This window comes from Flavobacterium sp. (assembly GCF_043756175.1).
Classification (GTDB): Bacteria; Bacteroidota; Bacteroidia; order Flavobacteriales; family Flavobacteriaceae; genus Flavobacterium.
Map to the genome: position 1 here is coordinate 13,058 of NZ_JAYURN010000097.1, position 25,363 is coordinate 38,420.

Below are 25,363 nucleotides of genomic sequence, written 5' to 3' on the forward strand. Positions count from 1 at the left end.
ATTTTATTCTACAAAATTTTCATCTTTAAAACCTATTAAATATAACTTATCTTTTGCTCTTGTCATAGCGGTATATAACCAGCGAATATAATCTTTGTCGATTCCGTTGGGTAAATATGGTTGCTCGATAAATACTGTATTCCATTGTCCTCCTTGTGATTTGTGACACGTTATAGCGTATGAAAATTTGACTTGTAACGCATTGAAATATTCATTTTCTTTTACTTTCTGAAATTGTTTAAACTTCGTTTCTCCTTCATAATCTTTCATCACTTCTTGGTACAATCTATTCGATTCTTCATAGGATAATGACGGTGATTCGCTCGAAATGGTATCTAATAATAAAACGGTTTCATATGGTTTTTGGTCTGGATAATCGACCATTCGTATCTTGACATTAGCAAATTTGAAGCCATATAATTCTTTTATATTTCGAATATCCAACACTTCGATAATATCACCATTGGCAATAAAACCAGCTTGGTCGGAATCCTTTAGCCAAAAGTAATTATTTTTTACAACCATTAGAAAATCTCCTGTAGAAAGTTCGCTTTCTTTATCTAAAATTTTTGTTCTAATTTGCTGATTGTATTGATTGGCTCGCTTGTTAGAACGGACTATAAACGCGGTGTCTTCGATACTATAATTGCTATAAGCCGAATTGATGGCGTCTTGAATATCGTAACCATCTGATAATCTTACAATATCTTTAAATCCTTTGAGATTAAATTTGAAACTATCAAAAAATACATCTTTTAATAATTCTCTAAGTTCTGTAGCATTATACAAAATTCCCGAGTTTTCTTCTTGACGCATTACTTCATCAAATTCGATAGAATACACATCTTTATTATAATGTAAACTCAAAGTATCTGTATCTAAAGCTGGAGATATATCTAACTGAACTGGTGGTAATTGTGCCGTGTCACCTAACAGAATCATTTTGCATTTATCGCCAGAATATACATAGGAAATTAAATCATCTAAAAGTGAGCCATTTTCGTATAATTTAGATTCGGTATTCACATCCGAAATCATCGATGATTCATCAATAAAAAAGATGGTATTCTTATGTTTATTAGGTTGCAATGTAAATGAAACGCAACCGCCAGATGTCTTTTTAGGAAAATATATTTTTTTGTGAATGGTAAATGCAGGTTTGTTCGAATAATTAGAAATTACTTTTGCTGCACGACCAGTTGGGGCGAGCAAAACATACTTTTTATTTATTTCGATTAGGTTATTTACAATTGTCGAAATCACGGTTGTTTTTCCTGTTCCTGCATAACCTTTTAGCACAAAAATTTCGTCTTTATTACTGTTTGTAATAAATTCTGCAATTTGCTGAAAGAAAATATCTTGTTTTACGGTGGGTTTAAACGGAATTTTTTTTTGTAAAACACTGTATAACAAAGAAGCACTCATTTATTTTTGATAAAATATTATATTTCAAATATACACATCAAAATTAACTTGTTTACTTTTTTACTACTGATTCACAGATTTTTTTGTAATTCATCAATTTTTGTGATTTTTTGCCACGAATTCACTAATTTAAAATCTGAGAATCTATGGTTGAATTTTTAAAAGTAAATCTTCTAATCAAAATTTTCTAGTTTGTTTATTAAAGTAAAAAAAATTGTAGATTTGCCATATAACTGAGATTCACGCAATGCAGATTTCATCACCAACAATTCTAGATAAAAAATACATTAAGTTAGTGTTGCAAATTTCACTATCTGAAATTTCATTTTGCATAATGGATACTTTGTCTAACAAAATTGAAACTATTGGTAATTATCCCATAAAAAAATCGAATAATTTTATTGATATAGAAGAGGAAATTATAAATTTTATAAAAAACACACCCATTTTACAATCAAAATTTGATTCTATATTGGTTCTTCATAACAATAATCTTTCAGCATTTGTTCCACATGTTTTGTTTGATGAGCAATATTTAGGAAGTTATTTGCAATATAACATTAAAGTTTTTGAAACAGATTTTATTACTTTTGATAAAATACCTAACTATGATATGAATTCTGTTTACATTCCTTATGTGAATATAAACAATTCATTGATTGATATTTATGGAAGTTTTGATTATAAACACTCCTATTCTATTCTTGTAAAAAAAGTATTGGATTTGAGTAAAAATAAAGAAGAACCACAAGTATTTATTCATTGCCAAAACGATAATTTTCAGATTATTGTAGTTAAAAATCAAGAATTAATACTTTTTAACTCTTTTGAATACAAAACCAAAGAAGATTTTATTTATTTTTTATTATTTACCGTTGAACAATTGCAACTCAATCCAGAAACTTTGCAACTAAAAATCTTTGGAGAAATCACAAAAGAAAGCGAGACATATCAAATTGCATATAAATATATAAGAAATGTTTCCTTATTTTTTGAGAATAATGATTTAGAAAGTAAAATTTCACAACAAGACTATTTACAAAACTTTATACTAATACACGCGTGCGAATAATATCAGGAAAATACAAAGGAAGACGAATTTCTCCACCCAAAAACTTGCCAGTTCGCCCTACGACTGATATGTGTAAGGAAGCTTTATTTAATATTTTAAATAATAATTTCAATTTTACAGAACTTCGTGTTCTCGATTTATTTGCAGGGACAGGAAGCATAAGTTACGAATTTGCCTCTCGAGGTTGTAAGCCCATTACTAGTGTTGATGGTGATATGGGTTGTGTGAATTTTATTAGAAAAACGACTAAAGAATTCGATTTTGACATTACACCCATAAAAATTGATGTTTTCGCTTTCTTAGAGAAAAACAAAGCCAGTTACGATATTATTTTTGCTGATCCTCCATACGGAATGGATCAAAAAGATTTCGAAAAAATTATTACATTGGTTTTTGAAAACGGTTTGTTAGAGGACGATGGTATGATGGTTATCGAACATTCAAAATACACAAAACTAAACCACATGGAGAATTTTTCTTATGATAAAGGTTACGGTGGTTCGGTTTTTACCTTCTTCGAATTAGAAAATGGCGAGGAAGAAACTGGTGATGAAGATGATGAGTTTGATGCGTAATTAACGTATTCTATCTCGTTATCATTTATACTTTTTTACCACTAATTATATAAATTAATGCGTTAGCAGCTATATTAAAACAACAGAATTCGAATGAGAAAATCACTATTCATTTTAATATTATTGACAGCCTGCTTAACAAGTTTTGCCCAAAGTATTATTGATAAAAATTATATAGTTTTAATATTTGATATCAAACAAAATGATAATTTACATCCTAGAAGAATATCATATTGGATTGCTGAATCAGACAAATTAAACAAAAAAGATGATTTTGATTTTTCTCCATTTTTTCTAAGTTTATTTTATACTAGCAATGCTTATGATGATTGTTGCTTAGGAAAAACCTCTAATTTCTATACTTTTACTACTGAATCAAAATTTGAATTTGAGGAAGAATTTGAAAAAAAGCAAAAAACACTTCGCGAGTTTTTAAAAAGTAATGCCAAGAAAATTCAAACCATAAAAAAACAGTGGAAAAACGGACGAAAAGAAACTATATCAATATCAGCAGTTTCTATTAAAGCAAAAATATGTAGTTGTAAAATTTCAGACAATAAACGTTATGATTTTGAATCTGTAACTCTACCTCTATCTGATTTTGAATTAAATAATGAATTTTGGAAAACTAAAAATTCTCGTCATTTACAAAATGATTATTCTAGTTTTGAGTCAAAATATTAATAAAAATACTGCTTCTATAGTGTTGAGTTAACGTATTCTATTCTCGTCATCATTTATACTTTTTTCTTTAAATTCTGAATCTTTTATTCTTCCAAAAGAATATTTAATTCCCAAAGAAATCTCATGCGTATCTGAAAGATAATTTGACTTCGAACTTATTTTATTTACCATGAAATCTTCTTTGTAAACGAAATTTTTAAAAACATCATTAAAGCTTAAAGTACAATCCCATTTTTTTAAAAACGTCTTAGAAATAGCCAAATCCATAATAAAATTGGGTTGTTTTCTTTCAAAAACACCTTCATTTTGAGTCGTAAGTCCCCAAACTGTTGTAGAAATGATATACTCTTTAGGCAATTTGAATTGATGATTTGAATAGTAATACATATATGTTTTAGATTCGTTTTGTATGGCTAATTTGTCTTCAATTTTATTTAAAATAAAACTCAAACTGTTATTTACTGTCCAAAATTTATAAGTAAAAGAAATCGTAAAATCTATTTCAAAACCCGTTTCTTTATCGAAATTCTTCTGGCTAAAAGTTAAAATATTTTGAGAATTATCATAACTAAAATCTCCATAAGCAGGATTTGAACTTTTGTAATAACTCAATCGAATTGATTTATCATTATACTGAAATTTAGCTGCAATTTCATCATTAATTGTTGGATCAAGATTGATGTTACTTCCATAAATAAAATAAGGATTTATATAAGTAGAACCTTGATTTGTAGCCGAATAATTGGGTCTAGTTATACTTTTAGAATAATTTAAAGTAATCGCTTTCGAACTATCTACAGGAATGTCAAATTGTACTTTCGGGAAAAAATTAGTGTAATCTTTTTTAATTAAAGGCAAAATTTCATTAGTATATTTCCCAATAATATTGGTGCTTTCAATTCTAAAGCCTGCTGAATATTGCAACTTTTTTATTTTACCTGAAACTTGTGAATAACCTGAAATATTTTGCTCTTTAAAATTATATTTTGATGCTGTTGAAGTCAAACTAATTAAATCTGAAATGTCCGAATTTGTCTTGGCATTTGCACTAAGAAACAAACCACCAATCTCTAATTTTATTTCGTTTTTAAATGTTTTTTCTAAATCTGTTCTACCTGAAATAACCGAAACATTAAATTTTTGATTCCTATTTTGTAATAGTTCAAATGGTGAATTATTATAACTATTTTCAACTATAGTAACCATTTCTTGATTGAAATTAGAAAACTGAAAGCCTGAAAATAATTGTGTATTTATCGATTTTATTTTCTTAGAATAATTTGCAAAGGAATTTAAATAAACTCGATTGTTATCGTTATTACTCCGTGTTAAAATATTGTTTTCTATAGTATTTTGTTTGTTGAAAGTTTTTGTATTGATACCAAAAATATCTTTTTGAACTCTTGCATTTCCGCTGATAGAAAAATAATCATCTTCATTTATTTTATAAAATAATCCGCTTCCAAAAATGAACTGAGGTCTTTTAGTATAAGCTTCTACATCATAATTTGAAATAATATTTTCCTCAAGAATCTCATATTTTATATCGTGTCCTTCCCAAATAGTTAACTGATTGTAATTAAAATTTGCTTTAATTTCTAATTTCTTTTTTTTGATGCTGGCATTGATTCCTACATAATTATTGAATCTTTTTTTGACGGAAGCACTTTCTGTCAAATCGATTTTAAACCCTTCTTTTTTGCTCAATTTCCTTGTAATTAAAATGACAACTCGACCTTCCGCTTCGTATTTTGCTGATGGATTATTTATAATTTCAATGCTTTTAATTTCATCTACAGACAATGTATTTAAATCGTTTATACTTACTTTTTGATTGTCTATATAAAGTAACGGATTCCCTTTTCCTATAATACTAATCGTTTCTTTATTAGCACCAATAATTACATTGGGCAGTTTTGATAATAAATCGATCGTATTTGGAACTGATTTTAAGATTGAATTGGCTACATCAACTTTCAAATTTCCATTTTTATTGGTGAAAACTTTCTTTTCATTTTTTATGATTACTTCTTCTAGCTTTTTAGAAATTGTATCTTGTTTGATTTCATTTTGTGCCAATGTTAAATTTGAAATCATCAAACAAAACAGTATTATTAGTGTTTTTTTCATTTTTAATTTAACCTTTTGCGTGTGATTTTTATTTTTGTCGTTTTTAACCACATAGAAACATAGATTTTAATAAATTGCTTTGAGACGTTTCACTTTATTACAGTAAAACATAGCTTTGTGAACCAAGAATTGGTCTATCTAACTCTTTTTTTCTATGTTTCTATGTGGTTAATATTTTATTATTCCTAAGTTTTTAATAATTGTACCCAATGGGTTAATTTGTTGAATTATGTAACCATTCTAACCAATCTTTCGCCACTTTATCCCAATTCTCTTTCTCATAAATAGGTTCTGATTTTTCATTTACAGCAAAAAAATTATGTTCTAAACCAGAATAATTTATAAATCTGAAATTCTGTTTTCGATCTCTAATAACTTCTATTTGAAACAAATCATTATAGTTTGCTGCCACATCTTTTGAACCATAAGTCACTAAAATTGGAATTTTAAGTTGTAATAAATTTTCCCTTTGTGGTAAGGAAAAGCTATAAGTAGCTTTATAAGTATCACCTCCATTATAATTGATAACAGTACTGTTTTCGACCACCGTTTTCCAGTAATTTATTATAGTCTCTTTATCATTTTCTTCTGATAAAATATTTGCAATTCTCCCAAAAGGATTTCCTCCAGAATATATAAGATGTGTTATTTTAGGATATAAGATTGCCATTTTTGAAGCAATCGAACTTCCTTCAGAATGTCCAGCAACTACAAGCTTTTTCTTATCGACCCATCGTTCTTTACTTAATTGTTTGAGAATAAAATTGTTCCTAAAAACATAATAGTCTAGATAATTTCTATCGGTATAACCTTTGGGTGGAATTTCATTTTCTTTATCTTTCAAATACATGAAATTTTTGCCCAAGATATTAGCATTAGCAATAATTGGAATAGTTGGTTTTGCAATAATTATGATATGATATTCATCTAAAAAAGGAGTTTCGTTAAAAGGTAAAGTCCCATACAACCCTTTTTCGTCATAAATAACAACTGATCTTGGCAAACTTCCTTGGCAAAAAAAGAACAATGGTTTGGCTATTTTCTCTTCTCCTTTTTTAGAAATAACAATCAGATCTACTTTATCATCTTGAAATTTGAATGACATTTGTCTGTAACCAAAATCTTCTGGAGTTTTTTGGGCAATGGCGTAATTTTTTGAAATTAAGAGCATAATTAGCAGTATTTTCTTCATTTAGTATTCAATTATCAATGCAAAATTGCTTTCAAAATTTGAATCTGAAAGTTAATTGAAGGTTAATGCTAGGTTAATGTCTTTTTTATTCCATAAAATCAATTATTTTTGAAGTGATGAAGAAGAAAATCAACTTATTAATTCTGTTTTCTGTGGTGGTGCTCATGGCACTTTCAGCCATACAATTTTATTTGGTCAAAACTACTTATGATTATAAAGTAGCGCAATTTAGAGCCGAAGTAAAAACCAAAATTGCTGATATCACAAACGATTATAGTGATGTCGATTCGACTATTTTCAACAAAAAAGATTTGTTGTATCGGGAATTGGCGATGAATTATATTTTAGATCCTAAAACCAGATACAGAATTAAAAATGCCATTCTACAAAACCAATTCAAAAAAGAATTAACTCGTAAACTACAACTTAAATTTGAAGAAGAAATTCCAGATTTACAACTCGATTTTGCCATTGTTCTTAACAAGTTTGTACTTTATAATGACACTAAAATAGCAGATACTATTTTTGCAGAAAAGCCAATCATTGGAAATAAATTATATGGAGATTTAGCTTCCCTAGACAATGCTTTTCTGGTTCGAAATTATGTAGGAACAACGAGCGGAAATACTTTGAATGCTGATTTCAAATTACTTACCGAAGATGCTTTATATGTTTCGGTAGCCAATTGGGAAACTATAATTCTGAGACGAATGGCAATGATTTTAGGCTTTGCTATTTTGTCAATTCTCACCCTAATTACGTTATTTGTTATTGCCTTTAAAGCTTTAATAAAACAAAAAAAAATAAGTGATATCAAAACCGATTTCATTAATAATATTACCCACGAATTAAAAACACCATTGGCTACATTAGCCATTTCTACCAAAATATTAGAAAGAAAAGACATTCGAGATAACGAAAAACATTTTGATAATTTAGTGGCAACAATATCGCGTCAAAACAATCGTTTGCAACAATTAATCGATCAGGTTTTAAATAATTCATTGGAAGACAGCGAAATCGAATTGCAAAAGGAAAAGATAAATTCTGAAGTTTTTTTAAATTCAATTATCAATGATTTCAAAATTTCTAATCCATCAATTGCTATTTCAACAGAATTTAAATCAATTGAAACTTCTTTATTTCTTGACAAATTTCATCTTACGACAGCGATTCAGAATGTATTAGAAAATGCTGTCAAATATGGTTGCAATCACATTAATATTAGAACTTCATTAGTAAATAACCAATTCAATATTAGTATTCAAGACGACGGAATTGGGATTTCAAAAAGCAAACATTCCTTACTTTTCGATAAATTTTATCGAGTAGAACAAGGAAATTTACACAATACTAAAGGATTGGGTTTGGGTTTATATTATGTAAATCAGATTATAAAAGCACACCAAGGAACCATTGCTGTGATTAGCGATTTGGGTAAAGGAGCTGTTTTTAACATTAGTATTCCATAATAAAAACATTTCACAAAGACACACGAAGATAAACGCAGAGATTCACAGAGATTCACAGAGTTTTATAACTCTTTTTATACAAATTATGCACTCATTTTAGTCCATTTATAGACTAGTTGTCATTCCGACGAAGGAGGAATCTCATTAATTGCTTTTCTTTATGAGATTCCTCCTTCGTCGGAATGACAAAATAATTAAAAAATCCGTGTAAATCCGCTTTATCCGTTTCATCCGCGTGCCATTATAATACAATAATAAATGAAAAAAGTACTACTTGCCGAAGACGATTTCGATTTTGCCGATGTTCTCAAACAATACCTCGAATTATATAATTATCAAATTACTTGGGCAAAAAACGGAGAAGAAGCCTTACTCCTATTTCAAGAAGAAACTTTCGACATTTGTGTATTTGATGTCATGATGCCAAAAATGGACGGATTTACACTTGCCGAAAAAATAATCGATATCAATCCAGAAACACCATTTGTTTTCTTGACTGCCAGAAAACAAAAAGAAGACAAACTAAAAGGATTGCAATTGGGTGCCGATGATTATATCGTAAAACCCTTTGAAGCCGATGAATTGGTCTTGCGATTAAACAATATTTTAAAAAGAGGCGAGAAAAAAAATCAAACTACCATTTTGGTCGATGAAATAACAATAGGCAATTACATTTTCGATCCAAATAGGTTAGAATTAAAGTTAGGTAATCATACCCAAAGGCTTACAGAAAAAGAAGTTGCTATAATTTTATTTTTTCTAAAAAATAAAAACCAACTCATCAAACGAAATGATATTTTGCAAAGTATTTGGGGAAATGACGATTTCTTTTCAGGAAGAAGTATGGATGTTTTTATAAGCCGAATCAGAAAATATTTCTCTAACGACAACCGAATTACTATCGAAAGTATTCGCAATGTAGGCTTAGAATTTAAGATTCAAACCTAGATTTCTTTATCTAATTGCGACGGATTTTGTCTTGTATCAAAAATAGTAATAATCTCGATTTCATTTTCATCAAGAAAAATTCTGTAATAAAATGTAGTTTGTTTAGTCACAACACATTTATACAAACCTAAAAAATATTTAGATTGAGGACAGCATTCAGGTTGATTGGAAATTTGTTCAATTTTTTGAGTTAACTTTTCAATAAAATCATTTTTAACTTTCAAATTCCATTTTACCAGCAAATAATCTACTAGTAGCAACAATTTATTTTCAGCAAGTTCCGATAAATAAACTTTCATCAAGAAATTTTCTTCAAAAATTCAGAAAACTCGATTCTTTTTCCGTTTTCTAAATCTGAAATTCCTTTTCTAATATCATTTTGCTCAGCCAAACTTAAATCATTCCAAAAATCAGATTTTTCATTTCTAATAAAACTAGAAACTCTATCAATAAATTCAGAATTATCAATATTCAAAATTAATTTTACTAACTCTATTTTAGATGTTTGAATGTCCATAATAAAATATTTTAATCAAATTTACAAAATAAATTTTAAAAAAGCAGACCTATAAGCCGGATTCTGTTCTCATCTCGTTCCGAAAAACGAGACGATACCTTATCATTTATCTAGTCTCGTTGTTACCAACGAGATCCATCTTTCTACCCTTCAGCAACGGACGAGAAGCCCTTAACTACCGATATACTTGAAATTTCACCGCATAGAGTTTACCTGGTTTCACTACAGCATTACCTGTACATACTTTCTGTTGCACTTGTCCTTGACCTCGTCCGTAAAGACGAGGCCCGACGGGCGTTACCCGCTATGCTTCTCTCTGGTGTCCGGACTTTCCTCCCTCTCGTCCCAAAAGACGAAACGACGATAAGGCGGTCTGCGCTGCAAAAGTAGTTTTTTTTTACGAGCTAATCCCGTCTCGTTCTAAAAAACGAGATTGCAATCTTTTTTTTACACCTGACAGGTTTCAAAAACCTGTCAGGTGTAAAAAAAAGGATTTCCACTGCTATTAGGGCTAGGGCATTTCGTTAATCAAAGATAATACACGTTAAGTATTGAGTCTAGTAACATCTATAAGAAATAGTATTTAAAAGCTAAAATTTTTAAAAAATAAATGTTTAATTTAAATTGATTTGTATATTTGTACTGTACAACTAGAATGGTATAAGTAGTTTATAAAAAGTATAAACCCACCAGTTTTCTTGTAAAAAGATCTTAATGGGTTTAAGTTTTAGATTAGTTTTTAATTACATAAATTAATTTTCTAATCTCCTTTAGTAAAACTGTCACTTGGAAAATAACAAGTGAACAGTAAATAGAAATTAATATTTTCATCTGTTCGAAAATAAAGTTAGACTTCAAACCTCTAGCACTCAACAACCGAAGTTTCCGCTTCGGTTTTTTGTTATAAGGAAACTAGATAACCCCTTTACAACATTACAAATCTAATTATAAGCTTTGAATAATGAAAACACACTTATTAACAATTATGTGTAAAAATGCAACTAATTAAAATTGAATGACAAGTGTGAGTACTTAAAACTGCCTTATAATATGCAAATTAGTTTTTCACTTAAAGATTTTGTACTTTAAAAGATGTTAAACTACCTTAAGTTCTGTTTTAGCAGTTGTTTATAACTTGTTATATTTTCTATTGCATAAAAAATCTGTTCTATTCTCTTCATTCATAGAAATTATAAACAATAATAAAATTTTGAAATAATTAACCAAAACATTTCAAAACTTTTGACTTTTCACTTTTGACTTTTGACTTATTACATCTATATTTGCTTTCGAATAAATTTCTATGGAACAATTTGTAGTATCGGCTCGTAAATATCGTCCGCAAACGTTTAAAGACGTGGTGGGACAACAAGCCATTACCAATACTTTACTGAATGCTATAGAAACCAATCATTTGGCTTCTGCCCTATTGTTTACAGGACCTCGTGGTGTAGGAAAAACAACTTGTGCTAGAATTTTAGCTCGAAAAATAAACCAACCTGGTTACGATGACCCAAACGAAGATTTTGCATTCAATGTTTTCGAACTAGATGCTGCTTCAAACAACTCGGTCGATGATATTCGTAATCTGATAGATCAAGTTCGTATCCCGCCACAAACAGGACAATATAAAGTTTATATTATCGACGAGGTTCACATGTTGTCATCAGCGGCATTTAATGCTTTTTTGAAAACATTAGAAGAACCACCAAAGCATGCCATTTTTATTTTGGCAACGACCGAAAAACATAAAATTATTCCAACGATATTATCTCGTTGTCAGATATTCGATTTCAAACGAATTACAGTCAAAGATGCTAAAGAACATCTCGCCGAAGTCGCTGCTAGTCAAGGTGTCATTTGCGAAGACGATGCTTTGCATATTATTGCTCAAAAAGCTGATGGCGCCATGCGAGATGCTTTATCTATTTTTGATAGAGTCGTTTCATTTTGTGGAAACAACCTGACACGTCAAGCAGTTACCGAAAATTTGAACGTGCTGGACTATGAAACGTATATTAATGTAACGGATTTAATTTTGGAGAATAAAATTCCAGAATTACTATTGGCTTACAACGATATTTTAGCAAAAGGTTTCGATGGGCATCATTTTATTGCTGGATTGGCTTCTCATTTTAGAGATTTGTTGGTGAGCAAAACACCTGCAACCATTGCTTTGTTAGAAGTTGGCGAACAAGCACAAAAAATGTATTATGCTCAATCTCAAAAAGCTTCACAAGATTTTCTGTTACAAGGAATCGATTTGGCTAATGATTGTGATTTGAAATTTAAGGTTTCTCAAAACCAGCGATTACTCGTAGAACTTTGTTTGATGCAATTGGCCTCTATCACTTTTGATGGAGAAAAAAAAAAGCTAAACAATATATAATTCCACCTACTTATTATCGGAATTCAGGATTTTCAATTACTGAGGTTAAAACTAGTAATCAAATCCCCGAGAATGTTTCAGAAGTTGCAATTGTCAATGAACCTGTAATAGTAAATCCTATTGTTGAAGAAATTCAGAAACCTATTGAAGTTGTTCAAAAACCTAAGGTTGATGAGATTGCTTCTTCCAATTTGATGACAAATGCTCCGAAATTTTCTGCTTTGTCTATGAAAAGTATTCAGGCCAAACGAGCATTAGAAGCGCAACTAAAACCTATAGAAAAACACCATGACGAGTTACCAACTGAGCCATTTACAGAAACTCAAATGCTCGAGCAATGGATAAAATATGCCAATAGATTAGGCGATAAAGGATACAAAATCCTTGAATCATTATTATTGCTTGATGATCCAAAACTAGAAGGCACTACTATTATTCATGAATTGCCAAACGAAAGTTCTAAAATAGATTTTGATGGTGAAAAGCACGATTTGTTGGGTTATATTCGAGGGAAATTACACAATCATAACATTACGATTGAGATAAAAATAAACGAAACTATCGAAACTAAAAAAGCTTTTACTGTTCAGGAAAAATACGATCGATTGAAAGAAATAAATCCAGCTTTGGAATTGTTAAGAAAGGCTTTCGATTTGGATTTATAAATTAAAAGTTTAATTTTTTAAATGACCAATCTAAGGTGTTAAAAATGATTAATTCATTTTTTAAAGTTGGTAAATCGGCAATCAATTTTAGAGTTTCGTGCGCCATCATTGTTCCTATAATACCTGGTAAAGTTCCTAAAACTCCATTAAAATTACAATTGGGTACATCTTTAGGATCTGGAGCTTCAGGAAATATATCACGTAGATTTTTACTTCCTTGGTGATTAAAAACCACCATCTGACCTTCAAAATTTAAAATACTTCCATAAATAAGAGGCTTTCCTGCTTTCACGCAAGTATCATTTACTAAATATCTGGTGGTGAAATTGTCTGAACCATCGACAATAATATCGAAATCGAGAATGATCTTTTCGGCATTTTCCAAAGTCAATTTCTCATCAAAAGCAATTACATTAATCAATGGATTTAAAGTTTCTAAAACTATTTTTGCTGTAATCGCTTTCGATAATCCAACTTGATTTTCTGTATATAAAATTTGGCGGTGCAAATTATGTAATTCGATAATATCAAAATCTACAATTCCAATAGTTCCAACTCCTGCCGTGGCAATATATTGTAAAATAGGACAGCCTAAACCTCCTGCCCCTATTACTAAAACTCTGGATTTTTTTAATTTTTGCTGACCAATATCCCCGATTTCTGGCAACATCATTTGCCTATTATATCGTAAAAAATCTTGTATTATACTCATTTGATTTCAGATTTTAGATTTCAGATTGAAATGAAAATTTTTTATGTCTCCCTTCGGGGATTAAGGGGCTATCCGTCCAAACTGTTTCGTATCCGCTATTTGAAATTATCTTAGCTATCTCCTGTGCAGAGCGTTCATCACTAATTTCAAATTGTTCTAATGATTTTGGATCGACCACATAACCACCAGGATTTGTTTTGGAACCAGCACTCATACTCGTCACTCCTATTGGAATAATATTGTTTCTAAAATTTTCATTTTCTCTGGTCGAAATAGAAATTTCTAAATCTTCATTCCACAAACGATACGCACATATAAGTTGGGTTAAATCTTTATCGTCCATAATAAAATTAGGCTTTATAATTCCTTCTGCTGGGCGTAATCTTGGAAAAGAAACTGAATATTTACTTTTCCAGTATGTTTTTTGTAAATAATCCAAATGCAAAGCATTAAAAAAACTATCCGTACGCCAATCCTCTAAACCTAATAAAACGCCCAAGCCGATTTTATGAATTCCGGACTTCCCTACTCTATCTGGCGTTTCTAGTCGAAAATCGAAATTTGATTTTTTCCCTTTCGGGTGGTATTCTTTATACACTTCTCGATGATAGGTTTCTTGATACACTAAAACGGAATAAACGCCAGCCTCATGTAATTGTTGATATTCTTCGGTTGAAAGTGGCTGAACTTCGACAGATATATTCGAAAAATAATTTCTAATTTGTGTGATAGCATTTAGAAAATAATGAATATTTACAGTATAATTGGCTTCTCCCGTAACGAGTAAAACATGGTCGAAACCTGCTTTTTTCAAAGCTTCTACCTCCAATTTAATTTCGCTTTCGGTAAGGGTTTTTCGTTTGATTTTATTATCCATACTAAAACCACAATAGGTACAAATGTTTTGGCACTCGTTACTCAGATACAAAGGAGCATACATTTGAATTATTTTACCAAATCGTTTTTTAGTCAATTGATGCGTCGTTTGAGCCATTTGTTCTAAATAAGGCAAAGAAGCAGGTGAAATTAAGATTAAAAAATCATCTAAATTGCGTTTGTTTTTAGCCAATGAAAGTTCAACTTCTGAAGCAGTCGTTTGATAAATCTTTCCCTTAATTGTTTCCCAATCATAGTTTTCAAAAATATTTTTAAATGTGCTCATTTTATTTGATTTTTATCAATTTTATTTACTCATATAAAAAAGCTGTCAAAGGACTTGATGCTACTGCATGCTTATATTGTTGACCCATTTTTGCTTCAAATGCTTTTCGGCCTGCGATTACAGCTTCTTTAAACGCTTCGGCCATTAGTTTTGGGTTTCCAGAGATGGCAATCGCCGTGTTTACTAATACAGCATCGGCACCTAATTCCATTGCTTTTGTAGCGTCCGATGGAGCACCTATTCCCGCATCAATAATGACAGGTACTTTACTTTGTTCGATAATAATTTCTAAAAAATCGATGGTTTTTAAGCCTTTATTACTCCCTATTGGTGATCCCAATGGCATAACTGCCGCAGTTCCGGCCTCTTCTAAATGTTTGCATAAAACTGGATCTGCGTGTATGTATGGCAAGATGATAAATCCTAATTTTGCCAATTCTTCAGTAGCTTTTAAAGTTTCAATAGCATCAGGCATTAAATATTTTGGGTCGGGGTGAATTTCTAGTTTCAGCCAATTAGTTTCTAAAGCTTCACGAGCCAATTGGGCAGCAAAAATGGCTTCTTTGGCATTCCTTGCTCCCGATGTGTTGGGTAATAAATTAATTTTAGGATGTTTTAAATGTGATAAAATTGCATCTGTTTCGGTTTCTAAATCGATGCGTTTTAGGGCAACGGTTACTAATTCACTTCCAGAGGCAAGAATCGCTTCTTCCATTTGAAGGTTAGAGCCAAATTTTCCGGTTCCTAAAAACAATCTAGAATTGAATATTGTATCGGCTATTTTAAGAGTTGACATATAAGGTTGTGTTTAGTTGTGTGTCGTTTTTTTCTTCAATTTCATTGGTAATTAAACCCGAAACCGCAATTCCGTGAATTCCTGTTTTTATAAGATTTCCTACATCTTCGATTTCTATTCCTCCAATGGCATAAATTGGAATTTGAATGTTTTCCTCTTTCAGTTTTTGTAAAATGTTTTGGTATCCCTCCAAGCCAAGCAGCGGACTCAAATTTTGTTTGGTAGTAGTAAATTTATAAGGGCCAAGACCTATATAATCACAGTTTTCTTCAAATCTTCGAAGGACATCCTCATAAGTATTGGCTGTGCCTCCAATAATTTTAAATTCGTCCAGAATGGTTCGTACTACCTTGACACTCATATCGGTTAAACCCAAATGAACTCCATCAGCATCAACTTGTTGGCACAAATAAGGATTGTCATTAATAATGAAAGTAGCCGAATAGGTATCGCAGAGGAGTTTGGATGTTTCGGCTAAATCGATTAATTGTTCTTCCGTACCGTTTTTAAATCGTAATTGAATCCAGTCGCAGCCTTTATCCAGAGCATGATGAATGTTTCGTATTTGCTGGTAAATCGTTTCTCCCTGCGAGATGTATTGTAATTTGCTAAACATAATGATATCCTAACTGAGTTTTGTTTGAGTTTAAATAATTTTCAATGTAAATCTTCGCCTTTTGGCAGGATATGACTAAATCGTAGTTTAGCGCCAGATTAGCAGTTATTGCCGATGATAAAACGCAACCGGAACCGTGTTTTTCTATGATTGTTGTAGTTTTCGGGTTTATAGTAATCCGTTCGTTTTTGTTATATAAATAATCCGTTCCGATTACTTCTGGATTGTGTCCACCTTTAAGTAAAATTGAGCAATGTTTTGAAAGTTCTTCGGCAATATTTTCTTCGGAAATTTTCTGCGGAAGCAGTTTCAGTATTTCATTATAATTTGGAGTAATTAGATCTATATTCCTTAATATCTCTATCAAAGTAAATTGATTCTCGATGGTTAAAAAATTAAAATTGGTTGATGATTTTAAAACTGGATCCCAAACTATTTTTGTTTTAGATGAAAGTTTTTTAATAGTAAAAACAATGTCTTTTAAATAATCTAATGAAGGAACAATCCCAATTTTCACTGCTTTAATCATATAATTATTAAACAATTTGTCTAATGATTTTAAAACAAAAATCAAGTCTGTCCATTGCATTTCGTAGAATATATTTTCAGTTTGAATTGTGTTTCCAGTATTAATGGCAAAACCATAAACACAATGTTGTTCGAATGTTTTTACATCAGCCAAAACTCCTGCTCCTGCCGAAGGGTCTAATCCTGCAATTGTTAATACGAAAGGGCGATTTGTTGACATTTTTTAAAATTTTGTAACGGATTAGTACTATTCCAAATGATTCCCAAAAGAGCAACATCATCAAAACCATTTTCTAATGTTTGTTGAATATTTTCTGGAGAAATTCCACCTAGAGCAACTAGTTTTGTTGAAAAATTGACTCGATTTTTTATAGTTTCAAAATGATTGACTTCGGAAACATAATCTGGCTTTGAAATGCTCGGATAAATTGGACTCAAAAAGGCATAATCAAATTCTTTTGATAAGGTATTGAAATCTTGAATCGAATGAATTGAAGTTGATGCAATTGACGTTTTACACCTGACAGGTTTTAAAAACCTGTCAGGGCTTGTGAGTAATTGCTCTCGGTTTTTCCCTGTAATGTGTAGTTTATTGATTCCGAATCCAACCGCTAAATGATGATGACTATGTAAAACCAATTTGTTTCTATATTCCAATTTAATTTCAGATAAAAAAACTTTTAATTCCTTTTCTGAAAAATTAGGTTTGCGAATATGCAACAACATTAATCCTTCCGAAAACAGCGAATGAATTGTGTTGATTTCATTCCTAATAGAAAAAACATTGGTAATGACTATCATATTTAGATGTAAATTTCTTTCCCGCTTTCTACAAACTCTTGTGACTTCTCTTGCATGCCTTTTTCTGCTTCAGCTACGTCACGAATTTCTTGTGATATTTTCATAGAGCAAAATTTAGGACCGCACATCGAGCAAAAATGAGCCACTTTTGCTCCGTCGGCAGGAAGTGTTTCATCATGAAATTCACGAGCTGTGTCTGGATCTAATGATAAATTAAATTGGTCTTCCCAACGGAATTCAAAACGAGCTTTACTTAGTGCATTGTCTCTGTATTGTGACCCAGGATGACCTTTTGCTAAATCGGCAGCATGAGCTGCAATTTTATAAGTGATTACTCCATCTTTTACATCTTTTTTATTAGGTAATCCCAAATGCTCTTTTGGTGTAACATAACACAACATCGCACAACCGTACCAGCCAATCATAGCAGCACCAATTGCAGAAGTAATGTGATCATAACCTGGGGCAATATCTGTGGTTAATGGTCCTAAAGTATAAAAAGGAGCTTCGTCACAATGTTCTAATTGTTTCTCCATATTTTCTTTAATCATGTGCATTGGGACATGACCTGGACCTTCAATAAATACCTGAACATCATGTTTCCAGGCAATTTTGGTTAGTTTTCCAAGTGTTTCTAATTCGGCAAATTGTTCTGCATCATTTGCATCGGCAATAGAACCTGGACGCAAACCGTCTCCTAATGAAAAGGCTACATCATATTGTTTCATGATTTCACAAATATCTTCGAAATGTGTGTATAAGAAATTTTCTTTGTGATGAAATAAACACCATTTTGCCATAATAGATCCGCCACGAGATACAATTCCAGTAACACGATCTGCCGTTAGATGTATATATCGTAATAAAACGCCTGCATGAATGGTAAAATAGGAAACTCCTTGTTCTGCTTGCTCGATTAGTGTATCACGATATACTTCCCAAGTTAAATCTTCGGCAATTCCGTTTACTTTTTCTAGGGCTTGGTAAATTGGTACGGTTCCAATTGGAACTGGAGAATTACGAATAATCCATTCTCTAGTTTCGTGTATGTTTTTTCCTGTGGATAAATCCATAATAGTATCAGCTCCCCAACGACAAGCCCAAACAGATTTCTCTACCTCTTCTTCGATGCTTGAAGTTACGGCACTGTTTCCTATATTGGCATTAATTTTTACCAAGAAATTACGACCTACAATCATGGGTTCGCTTTCGGGATGGTTAATGTTGTTAGGAATTATAGCACGACCACGGGCAACCTCGCTTCTTACAAATTCGGGTGTGATTTTACTTTTAGGTGTGTTTGCCCCAAAGCTATTTCCGTTGTGCTGACATTGCATCGCTTTGGTTTGGTCGTTTATCAGTTCTAAACGTTGGTTTTCACGAATGGCAATATATTCCATTTCAGGTGTAATGATTCCTTGTTTTGCATAGTACAATTGGGATACATTTGCTCCTTTTTTGGCACGCATTGGTTGGTGTAAATACTCGAAACGCAAATGATCTAACTTATCATTATTTAGACGTTCTTTTCCGTATTGAGAAGAGATTTCCGTTAGAATTTCGACATCATTACGGTCTAAGATCCATTGTTCACGAAGACGTGGCAATCCTTTTCGTATATCTATTTCGATGTTTGGATCGGTAAATGCACCTGAAGTATCGTAAACGGTTAGAGGTGGATTTTTTTCTATTCGACCATTTGACATTTTTGTATCTGCAAGTGAGATTTCTCTCATGGCGACTTTTATCTGGTGGATTTCTCCTTCGATATATACTTTTTTAGAATTTGGAAATGGGGTTCTTGAGATTTTTTCTTCACTGTTCATTGTCTTGTAGTTTTATATTTTGATATATTTTCTTATGTACTAGGGATAATAAAAGAAAGCCCGTAAAGGCAAAACCGTAAAAAACAAGGAAATAGGAAAGCGACCAAAGGAAGCTCTTACTATGACTATGTTTTAGAGGTTTTGTATACGGACTTGAAATGTCCCGATAGCTATCGAGAAGCCCGTTCGAGTAACCTAATTATCCTCCTTGAGTTGCAGAAATTATTAGAATGTCGTCGGTTGGGTTAAGATAATGTGAATTCCAATTTGATTTTGGAATCACAGTATTGTTTATTGCTACTGCAATCCCTTTTTGTTTTACGGGGATTTCTAAATCGAGTAATGATTGAACCGTAAGCTTTTCTGGTGTGAAATATTTGGTTTGATTGTTGATTTTTAGTTCCATTCCTTTTAGAATTTAGTATATAGTTATACTTTAGGAATGGCTATAATTGTACATAGGTGTACAAGGAAGTCTTCTTACTTTTCCCTACGGCAGTATGAACTGCATCAGGTTCAGAGGGTAAAATCTCAGCCTACAATATTGTAGACACCCCTAAAGTGTGTGACAAATGTAGTACTTATTTTTATTACAAAATTATTTTTTGAGAATAATTATTCTGACTAATGTCAATTAATGCTAATTAAATTTCAGTTTCTCTTTTCTTTAAAATCAAACCTAATAAAATAATACATATTCCTGAAATCATTAAAAAATTAGATATTAATGAGTTTTTATCATATGTACTTAACATTTCTTGGGATGCATTTTGAATTGGAATTCCTGCAAAAAAAGTATCGAAAATGATTCCAACAATTAAAAATAGAATACCAACTGTAATGATTATTTTTTTATATTTTCCCATAATACATTGCTTTTACAATACCATCAGACAATCCAATTTTTGGAACATAAATTTTATTAGCTCCACTCCATTTCATAGCTTTTAAGTATATACTTAGAGCTGGTATGATAACATCGGCGCGGTCTGTGTTTAAAGCCATTTCTGCGATACGCTGTTCGTATGTTAGAGAATTTAAATGTTGGAATTGTGTATGCAAATACATATATGATAAAGGTTTATCTTGCAATTTTCCTGACAATTTAAAAATCTTGTTTATGTTTCCGCCAGAACCAATTAAGGTTATATTGTCATATTCTTCGGTGTTGGTTTTTATCCATTTTTCGATTTCTTCCCAAACAATATCATTTACCATATTGTTTAGCAAACGAACTGTTCCGTTTTTAAATGATTTTGAAACAATCATTTTTCCATCAGAAAATAAAGAAAACTCGGTACTTCCTCCACCAACATCAACATAAAGATAGGTTTGTTCGGTTTTTATAAATTGATGTAAGTCGGATGAAGCAATAATGGCTGCTTCTGTTTTTCCGTCGATAATTTCAATTTTTATATCTGCCTTTTTCTTTATAATTGCTACTACTTCTTTTCCGTTATATGCCTCACGCATAGCTGAAGTAGCACACGCCATATACTGTTCTACTTTATATACTTTCATTAATAATTTGAAAGCTTTCATAGCATCGACCATCCGGTCTATATTTTCTTCGGTGATTTCGCCAACGGTAAAAGCATCTTGTCCTAAACGAATTGGCACTCGAATTAAAGCACTTTTATTAAACTGAGTTTCTTTACCAACTTGTTCCACAATATTTGTAATCAAAAGCCTCATGGCATTTGATCCGATATCGATTGCAGCATATTTTTTTATTGAAATCATTCTTAATTTTAGAATTTAGATATTAGAATTTAGATTTAAGATCTAAACTTTTTCAGTAACCACCTCAATTTTATCACGATAATAATTATAGGTTTCCAATTGTGCTCTAAAAATTGTACTTTCTCCTCTCAATCGGTATTTATTATCTAATTTTTCTGAATGATAACGTACTTTTACATTTCCTTTCCAACCAATATCGAAAGTGTCTATTAACTCTTTTTTGATACTTTCATCATAAATAGGACAAGTAATTTCTACTCTACTATCTAAATTTCTGGTCATAAAATCGGCAGATGAAATATAAACTTCTGGTTCGTTATTATTACAAAAAATATAAACTCTAGAATGTTCTAAATAATTATCTACTATAGAAATAGCTTCAATATTTTCGCTCATTCCTTTTACACCAGGTATTAAAGAACAAATCCCTCTTATTATTAATTGAATTTTAACTCCTGATCTACTGGCTTCATATAGTTTATCGATCATTTTATTGTCTGACAAACTATTCATTTTAAGTTTTAAAAATGCTGGTCTTCCTAAACTTGCATTTAGAATTTCCTTGTCTATTAATTTATTAAAACGAGTTCTTGTATAGTGTGGAGAAACAATTAAATGTTTGTATCTATGAACTCTATAATTTATTTGAAAGAATTCAAAAACTTTAGAGACATCTTTCAATATTTGCTGATGTGCTGTAAACAATGTCACATCGGTATAAACTTTAGCTGTCGATTCGTTAAAATTTCCTGTAGAAATAATACCGTAACGTTTTAGTTTTCCATCATCATCAATACGTTCTATCAGACAAACTTTGCTATGTACTTTTAGTCCTTTTACCCCAAAAATAAGTTCGATTCCTTCGGTTTGCATCTGTTCTGCATAGGAGATATTACTAGCTTCATCAAAACGCGCTTGCAATTCGATTTGAACCGTTACTTTTTTTCCGTTTTTAGCAGCGTTTATAAGAGAACTTACAATTTGAGAATTTTTTGCTAATCGGTACAATGTGATTTTTATAGCTGATACTTTTGGATCTAAAGCAGCTTCTCTCAAAAACTTAATTATATATGAAAATGACTGATATGGTGCATTTACTAGATAATCTTTGCGCTCTATTTTTTTTAGAATACTTCCTTCAAGACTTAGTCCTTCAACAGGAAGTGGCAAATTGGTTTTATATAACAAATCATATCTTCCTAGGTTTGGAAAATCCATATAATCTCTACGATTGTGGTATCTCCCGCCAGGAATAATACTTTCTTTAGCATCAATTTCCATGTTGCGAAGAAAGAATTTCAAAGTATCTTTATCAATTGTTTGATCATATATAAAACGCACAGGCTCCCCTATTCGTCGGTCTTTTACACTTGATGATATTTTTTCGATAAAACTTTTATTCAAATCACTATCAAGCTCTAATTGTGCATCACGTGTAATTTTTATCATGTGAGCCGAGATACTTTCGTAATCGAAAATATTAAAAATATTATGCAAATTGTAACGAATCAAATCATCTAAAAGGATGATATGCTGCTTTTCATTTACTGAAGGTAAAACTACAAAACGATTAATTGTTTTAGGAATTTCGATAACTGCATAACGAATTTCTTTTTTAATTTTAATTTTTTCAAGAATTGATGAAGTTTCCTTTGGCTTCATGACCAGTTTTATGGCTAAATAGCCCGAAGTATCTTTAAGCAAAGGGAATTCTGCTAAATCATTCAGGATAATTGTTACCAATGCTGGACTAACTTTTTGAATAAAAAAATCTTTTACAAAATTTTCTTGCTCTTTAGAAATTTCGTTTTCATTTATAATATAAACGTTCTGATTTTCAAGTTCTTTCTCAATAACGCTCAATATCCTTAAACTTTCTGATTGCTGCCCGATTACAATTTCGGTAATTTCTTTTAATAATTTTTGAGAGGAGATTCCTCCTAAAATTTTCTCGGCGGTTTCTCCGGCCAAACTCAATCTACGAATTGCAGCGTAGCGAACTCTAAAAAATTCATCTAAATTATTTGAGAATATTCCTAAAAATCGCATTCTATCTAATAACGGAACTCGACTGTCAGCGGCTTCTTGTAAAACTCTAAAATTAAAAGCCAACCAACTTTTTTCTTTATCTATATATTTGTTTTCGGTAATTATCATTAATCTATTTCTTTAGGAAAAATAGTTCGAATTGTTTTTCCTTTATTAATATCTTTCCAGCTATTTTGTTCAAATTGTAAGTAAACAAATCCAGCTGTTGGAACGTTTGTTATATATTTATCTCCAAATTTATTAACAAAATTTGTAATTGCCTCATTATGTCCGAAAAGAATTAGGTTTTCTACATTATTTTCGCATTTTTTTATTTCTTTTTCGAGTTGATTTTCATCGAAAGTATAAAGATTGTCTTTAAATTCAATTTTATTTTCGTCTAATAATCCTTGTTTACAAAATAATAATGCGGTGTGAGATGCTCTAACAGCTGTACTACTCCATATTACACAATTACTTGATAAAATCTCTTTTGCCATAACGGCAACTTTCTGGATATTTAGAATTCCAGATTCTGTTAATGATCTATGAATATCTAAAACTGGTAAATCCCAATTTGATTTTGAATGTCTAACTAAAATTAGTGATTTCATAACTTAACTGTAATTAATTAGTATTAGTATTATTGTTATGTTACTTTATTTTATGAATTACAAAAAAAATGTTAATTCAAAGGTTTTATTGGCACGTTCATCGAAAAAGTATTGATATTTTTTAGACTTTACTATTTATAATATAATTTAGTATCGTTGAAACTGATGAAAATCAATTGAAACCTATTTCCAATTCAAAGTAAATTCAAAATACCACTTCAGAATTTATTTAACTTTTTTAACAAACCTTGTTATAGCAATTCTCTAATTGCATCATTGATTTCTTATAACTAAATGTAGTTATAATTAGCCATATCTATCATTTTTTTAAACTAAAAAATAAAGTTTATGAAAAATATTACTCATTTATTACCGAAAAAAAGTTTACTGAAACTAATTTTGTTATTTTCATTAGCATTCTCTTGTAATTTTTCATATTCTCAATCTACTTATAGTTGTAATGGATGTAGTTCTAATGATATAAGTATAAAGAGAGTTGAACTGGTATCTACAACACCTAATGGTTCTGGTGGTTTTTTACCTCTACCAACATCATGTTTAACCGGTTCTACGATTAACGGTTATTTAAAAATCACTCTTGATCAAAATGCTACAACACGTTATGGAACTCAAATTGAAGCAGATGTTTTTGTTAATAATATTTTTCAGCAACATATTCGTTATGAAAGCTGTTCTACGACCAGTTCAGGAACATTTTATATTTATATGCCTAGTACACCCAATTCAATTCAATGGACTTGTGGTGAAGTACTATCACTTAAAAATATATTTATAGGTTGGGGAAATTCAGTTGGCAATAATGTTTGCAACGTTGGAGATTGTGATCTTGGTCCTCACTGTTTTAAATATGATATTAGTACAAACATGATTGTAATAACTCCTATAAAACCAGATTTTACCTCTGTTGGAAGTTGCCCTCTTAATAATTCAGCACAAACCTATGTTTTTACATCTACAACAACTGGAGGTATTTTACCTTATACTTCTTACAAATGGGATATTACCAAAAATGGTGTGCCAATTTCTAATCCAACTTTACCTGATTCTCCTTTTTTTGAAAGTCCTTTAACAATTGATTTTTCAAATTACGGTGGTGCTGGAGATTATGAAGTTACATTAACCGTAATTGATAGTAATACTCCTCCTTCAAAAGCTTGTGGACTACCAAAAATAATTTCTGTAGCATCTTGTTGTGTCCCATCTGCAACTTGTTTGTTATCATCTATAAACGTAAATGGGTGCTTAATTCCAAGTCCACTTACAAATCCAACATCTGTATTTAACTATAATGCCTGTGGCAAAACTGTAACTATGACAAGTAGCGATTCTGGTGATACATTAATTTGTTCTGATGGTGATCAAGCTGATTTTATCAGAACCTATACATTGTTATTTAACGGAATTCCTTTTACAACTTGTAGTCAAAACATTAAAGTTAGTGACACTA

25 protein-coding genes, 1 other RNA gene and 1 riboswitch are annotated in these 25,363 nt (G+C 30.9%); of the genes, 8 read left to right on the forward strand and 18 right to left on the reverse strand.

The window, feature by feature from the left end; genetic code table 11:
* Positions 1-3: 3 nt before the first annotated feature.
* The gene (locus ACH2BP_RS07425; RefSeq protein ID WP_395058491.1) at positions 4-1,425 is read right to left on the reverse strand and encodes an ATP-dependent RecD-like DNA helicase; all 1,422 of its coding nucleotides are present in this window, start codon (positions 1,423-1,425) and stop codon (positions 4-6) included.
* Positions 1,426-1,672: 247 nt separating this feature from the next.
* On the opposite strand from ACH2BP_RS07425, the gene ACH2BP_RS07430 reads away from it, so the two are divergent.
* The 3 genes from ACH2BP_RS07430 to ACH2BP_RS07440 all read left to right on the forward strand — a co-directional run bounded on the left by ACH2BP_RS07430 (position 1,673) and on the right by ACH2BP_RS07440 (position 3,756).
* The gene (locus tag ACH2BP_RS07430) at positions 1,673-2,497 is read left to right on the forward strand and encodes a DUF3822 family protein (protein WP_395058493.1); all 825 of its coding nucleotides are present in this window, start codon (positions 1,673-1,675) and stop codon (positions 2,495-2,497) included.
* Positions 2,488-3,072 carry a 16S rRNA (guanine(966)-N(2))-methyltransferase RsmD gene (gene rsmD / locus ACH2BP_RS07435; RefSeq protein WP_395058495.1) on the forward strand — a complete coding sequence of 195 codons (585 nt, stop codon included), beginning with the start codon at positions 2,488-2,490 and terminating at the stop codon, positions 3,070-3,072. Before ACH2BP_RS07430 ends, rsmD begins: the two co-directional genes overlap by 10 nt.
* Before the next feature lie 93 nt (positions 3,073-3,165).
* A complete protein-coding gene (locus ACH2BP_RS07440; RefSeq protein WP_395058497.1) occupies positions 3,166-3,756 on the forward strand; it encodes a hypothetical protein in 591 nt (196 codons plus the stop codon).
* 27 nt (positions 3,757-3,783) lie between these two features.
* Here ACH2BP_RS07440 and ACH2BP_RS07445 read toward each other — a convergent pair whose 3' ends face one another.
* Positions 3,784-5,886, reverse strand: a complete 2,103-nt coding sequence (locus tag ACH2BP_RS07445; RefSeq protein WP_395058499.1) for an outer membrane beta-barrel protein — start codon at positions 5,884-5,886, stop codon at positions 3,784-3,786.
* 214 nt (positions 5,887-6,100) lie between these two features.
* Positions 6,101-7,078 carry a dienelactone hydrolase family protein gene (locus tag ACH2BP_RS07450; RefSeq protein WP_395058501.1) on the reverse strand — a complete coding sequence of 326 codons (978 nt, stop codon included), beginning with the start codon at positions 7,076-7,078 and terminating at the stop codon, positions 6,101-6,103.
* A 116-nt stretch (positions 7,079-7,194) separates the two neighbouring features.
* Between ACH2BP_RS07450 and ACH2BP_RS07455 the strand changes: the two genes are divergently transcribed.
* The gene (locus tag ACH2BP_RS07455; RefSeq protein WP_395058503.1) at positions 7,195-8,550 is read left to right on the forward strand and encodes a sensor histidine kinase; all 1,356 of its coding nucleotides are present in this window, start codon (positions 7,195-7,197) and stop codon (positions 8,548-8,550) included.
* 258 nt (positions 8,551-8,808) lie between these two features.
* The gene (locus ACH2BP_RS07460; RefSeq protein WP_395058505.1) at positions 8,809-9,498 is read left to right on the forward strand and encodes a response regulator transcription factor; all 690 of its coding nucleotides are present in this window, start codon (positions 8,809-8,811) and stop codon (positions 9,496-9,498) included.
* Here the strand turns inward: ACH2BP_RS07460 and ACH2BP_RS07465 are convergent.
* The 3 genes from ACH2BP_RS07465 to rnpB all read right to left on the reverse strand — a co-directional run bounded on the left by ACH2BP_RS07465 (position 9,495) and on the right by rnpB (position 10,395).
* On the reverse strand, positions 9,495-9,797 hold the full coding sequence (locus ACH2BP_RS07465; protein WP_395058507.1) for a type II toxin-antitoxin system RelE/ParE family toxin: 303 nt from the start codon (positions 9,795-9,797) through the stop codon (positions 9,495-9,497). The two genes, ACH2BP_RS07460 and ACH2BP_RS07465, sit on opposite strands and share 4 nt — an antisense overlap.
* Complete coding sequence (locus ACH2BP_RS07470; protein WP_395058509.1) at positions 9,797-10,015, reverse strand: hypothetical protein; 219 nt, start codon at positions 10,013-10,015, stop codon at positions 9,797-9,799. Before ACH2BP_RS07470 ends, ACH2BP_RS07465 begins: the two co-directional genes overlap by 1 nt.
* 36 nt (positions 10,016-10,051) lie before the next feature.
* Positions 10,052-10,395, reverse strand: an RNA gene (rnpB, locus tag ACH2BP_RS07475) — RNase P RNA component class A.
* 923 nt (positions 10,396-11,318) lie between these two features.
* Between rnpB and dnaX the strand changes: the two genes are divergently transcribed.
* Together dnaX and ACH2BP_RS07485 are read left to right on the forward strand one after the other, a co-directional pair.
* Positions 11,319-12,404, forward strand: a complete 1,086-nt coding sequence (gene dnaX / locus ACH2BP_RS07480) for a DNA polymerase III subunit gamma/tau (protein ID WP_395058511.1) — start codon at positions 11,319-11,321, stop codon at positions 12,402-12,404.
* A gap of 227 nt (positions 12,405-12,631) precedes the next feature.
* Positions 12,632-13,069, forward strand: a complete 438-nt coding sequence (locus tag ACH2BP_RS07485; RefSeq protein WP_395058513.1) for a DNA polymerase III subunit gamma/tau — start codon at positions 12,632-12,634, stop codon at positions 13,067-13,069.
* A 1-nt stretch (position 13,070) separates the two neighbouring features.
* Here the strand turns inward: ACH2BP_RS07485 and ACH2BP_RS07490 are convergent, their stop codons facing one another.
* From ACH2BP_RS07490 to ACH2BP_RS07545, 12 genes are all read right to left on the reverse strand, one after another.
* On the reverse strand, positions 13,071-13,781 hold the full coding sequence (locus tag ACH2BP_RS07490) for a HesA/MoeB/ThiF family protein (RefSeq protein WP_395058515.1): 711 nt from the start codon (positions 13,779-13,781) through the stop codon (positions 13,071-13,073).
* Positions 13,782-13,794: 13 nt separating this feature from the next.
* Positions 13,795-14,943: a 2-iminoacetate synthase ThiH gene (gene thiH / locus ACH2BP_RS07495; RefSeq protein ID WP_395058517.1), complete on the reverse strand. Its 1,149-nt coding sequence runs from the start codon at positions 14,941-14,943 to the stop codon at positions 13,795-13,797.
* Between the two features lie 25 nt (positions 14,944-14,968).
* Positions 14,969-15,739, reverse strand: a complete 771-nt coding sequence (locus ACH2BP_RS07500; protein WP_395058519.1) for a thiazole synthase — start codon at positions 15,737-15,739, stop codon at positions 14,969-14,971.
* Positions 15,726-16,355, reverse strand: coding sequence for a thiamine phosphate synthase (locus ACH2BP_RS07505; RefSeq protein WP_395058521.1), 630 nt, complete (start codon positions 16,353-16,355; stop codon positions 15,726-15,728). The genes ACH2BP_RS07500 and ACH2BP_RS07505 overlap by 14 nt, the downstream gene beginning before the upstream one ends.
* Complete coding sequence (locus tag ACH2BP_RS07510; RefSeq protein WP_395058523.1) at positions 16,348-17,103, reverse strand: hydroxymethylpyrimidine/phosphomethylpyrimidine kinase; 756 nt, start codon at positions 17,101-17,103, stop codon at positions 16,348-16,350. The genes ACH2BP_RS07505 and ACH2BP_RS07510 overlap by 8 nt, the downstream gene beginning before the upstream one ends.
* On the reverse strand, positions 17,076-17,684 hold the full coding sequence (locus ACH2BP_RS07515; protein WP_395058525.1) for a thiamine phosphate synthase: 609 nt from the start codon (positions 17,682-17,684) through the stop codon (positions 17,076-17,078). The genes ACH2BP_RS07510 and ACH2BP_RS07515 overlap by 28 nt, the downstream gene beginning before the upstream one ends.
* Positions 17,685-17,686: 2 nt before the next feature.
* Positions 17,687-19,510 (reverse strand): phosphomethylpyrimidine synthase ThiC, encoded by a 1,824-nt coding sequence (thiC, locus tag ACH2BP_RS07520; protein ID WP_395058527.1) that lies wholly within the window; start codon positions 19,508-19,510, stop codon positions 17,687-17,689.
* 199 nt (positions 19,511-19,709) lie between these two features.
* Complete coding sequence (gene thiS / locus ACH2BP_RS07525; RefSeq protein ID WP_395058529.1) at positions 19,710-19,916, reverse strand: sulfur carrier protein ThiS; 207 nt, start codon at positions 19,914-19,916, stop codon at positions 19,710-19,712.
* Positions 19,917-19,980: 64 nt separating this feature from the next.
* A riboswitch (TPP riboswitch) is annotated at positions 19,981-20,078 on the reverse strand.
* A gap of 76 nt (positions 20,079-20,154) precedes the next feature.
* Positions 20,155-20,376 carry a hypothetical protein gene (locus ACH2BP_RS07530; protein ID WP_395058531.1) on the reverse strand — a complete coding sequence of 74 codons (222 nt, stop codon included), beginning with the start codon at positions 20,374-20,376 and terminating at the stop codon, positions 20,155-20,157.
* Positions 20,363-21,253 (reverse strand): Ppx/GppA phosphatase family protein, encoded by an 891-nt coding sequence (locus ACH2BP_RS07535; protein ID WP_395058533.1) that lies wholly within the window; start codon positions 21,251-21,253, stop codon positions 20,363-20,365. The genes ACH2BP_RS07530 and ACH2BP_RS07535 overlap by 14 nt, the downstream gene beginning before the upstream one ends.
* A 42-nt stretch (positions 21,254-21,295) precedes the next feature.
* Entirely contained in the window at positions 21,296-23,410 is a 2,115-nt protein-coding gene (gene ppk1, locus ACH2BP_RS07540) for a polyphosphate kinase 1 (protein WP_395058535.1), read from the reverse strand.
* Positions 23,410-23,895 (reverse strand): SixA phosphatase family protein, encoded by a 486-nt coding sequence (locus ACH2BP_RS07545; RefSeq protein WP_395058537.1) that lies wholly within the window; start codon positions 23,893-23,895, stop codon positions 23,410-23,412. Before ACH2BP_RS07545 ends, ppk1 begins: the two co-directional genes overlap by 1 nt.
* Positions 23,896-24,243: 348 nt before the next feature.
* Between ACH2BP_RS07545 and ACH2BP_RS07550 the strand changes: the two genes are divergently transcribed.
* On the forward strand, positions 24,244-25,363 hold a 1,120-nt coding region (locus tag ACH2BP_RS07550; protein ID WP_395058539.1), incomplete at its 3' end, for a hypothetical protein.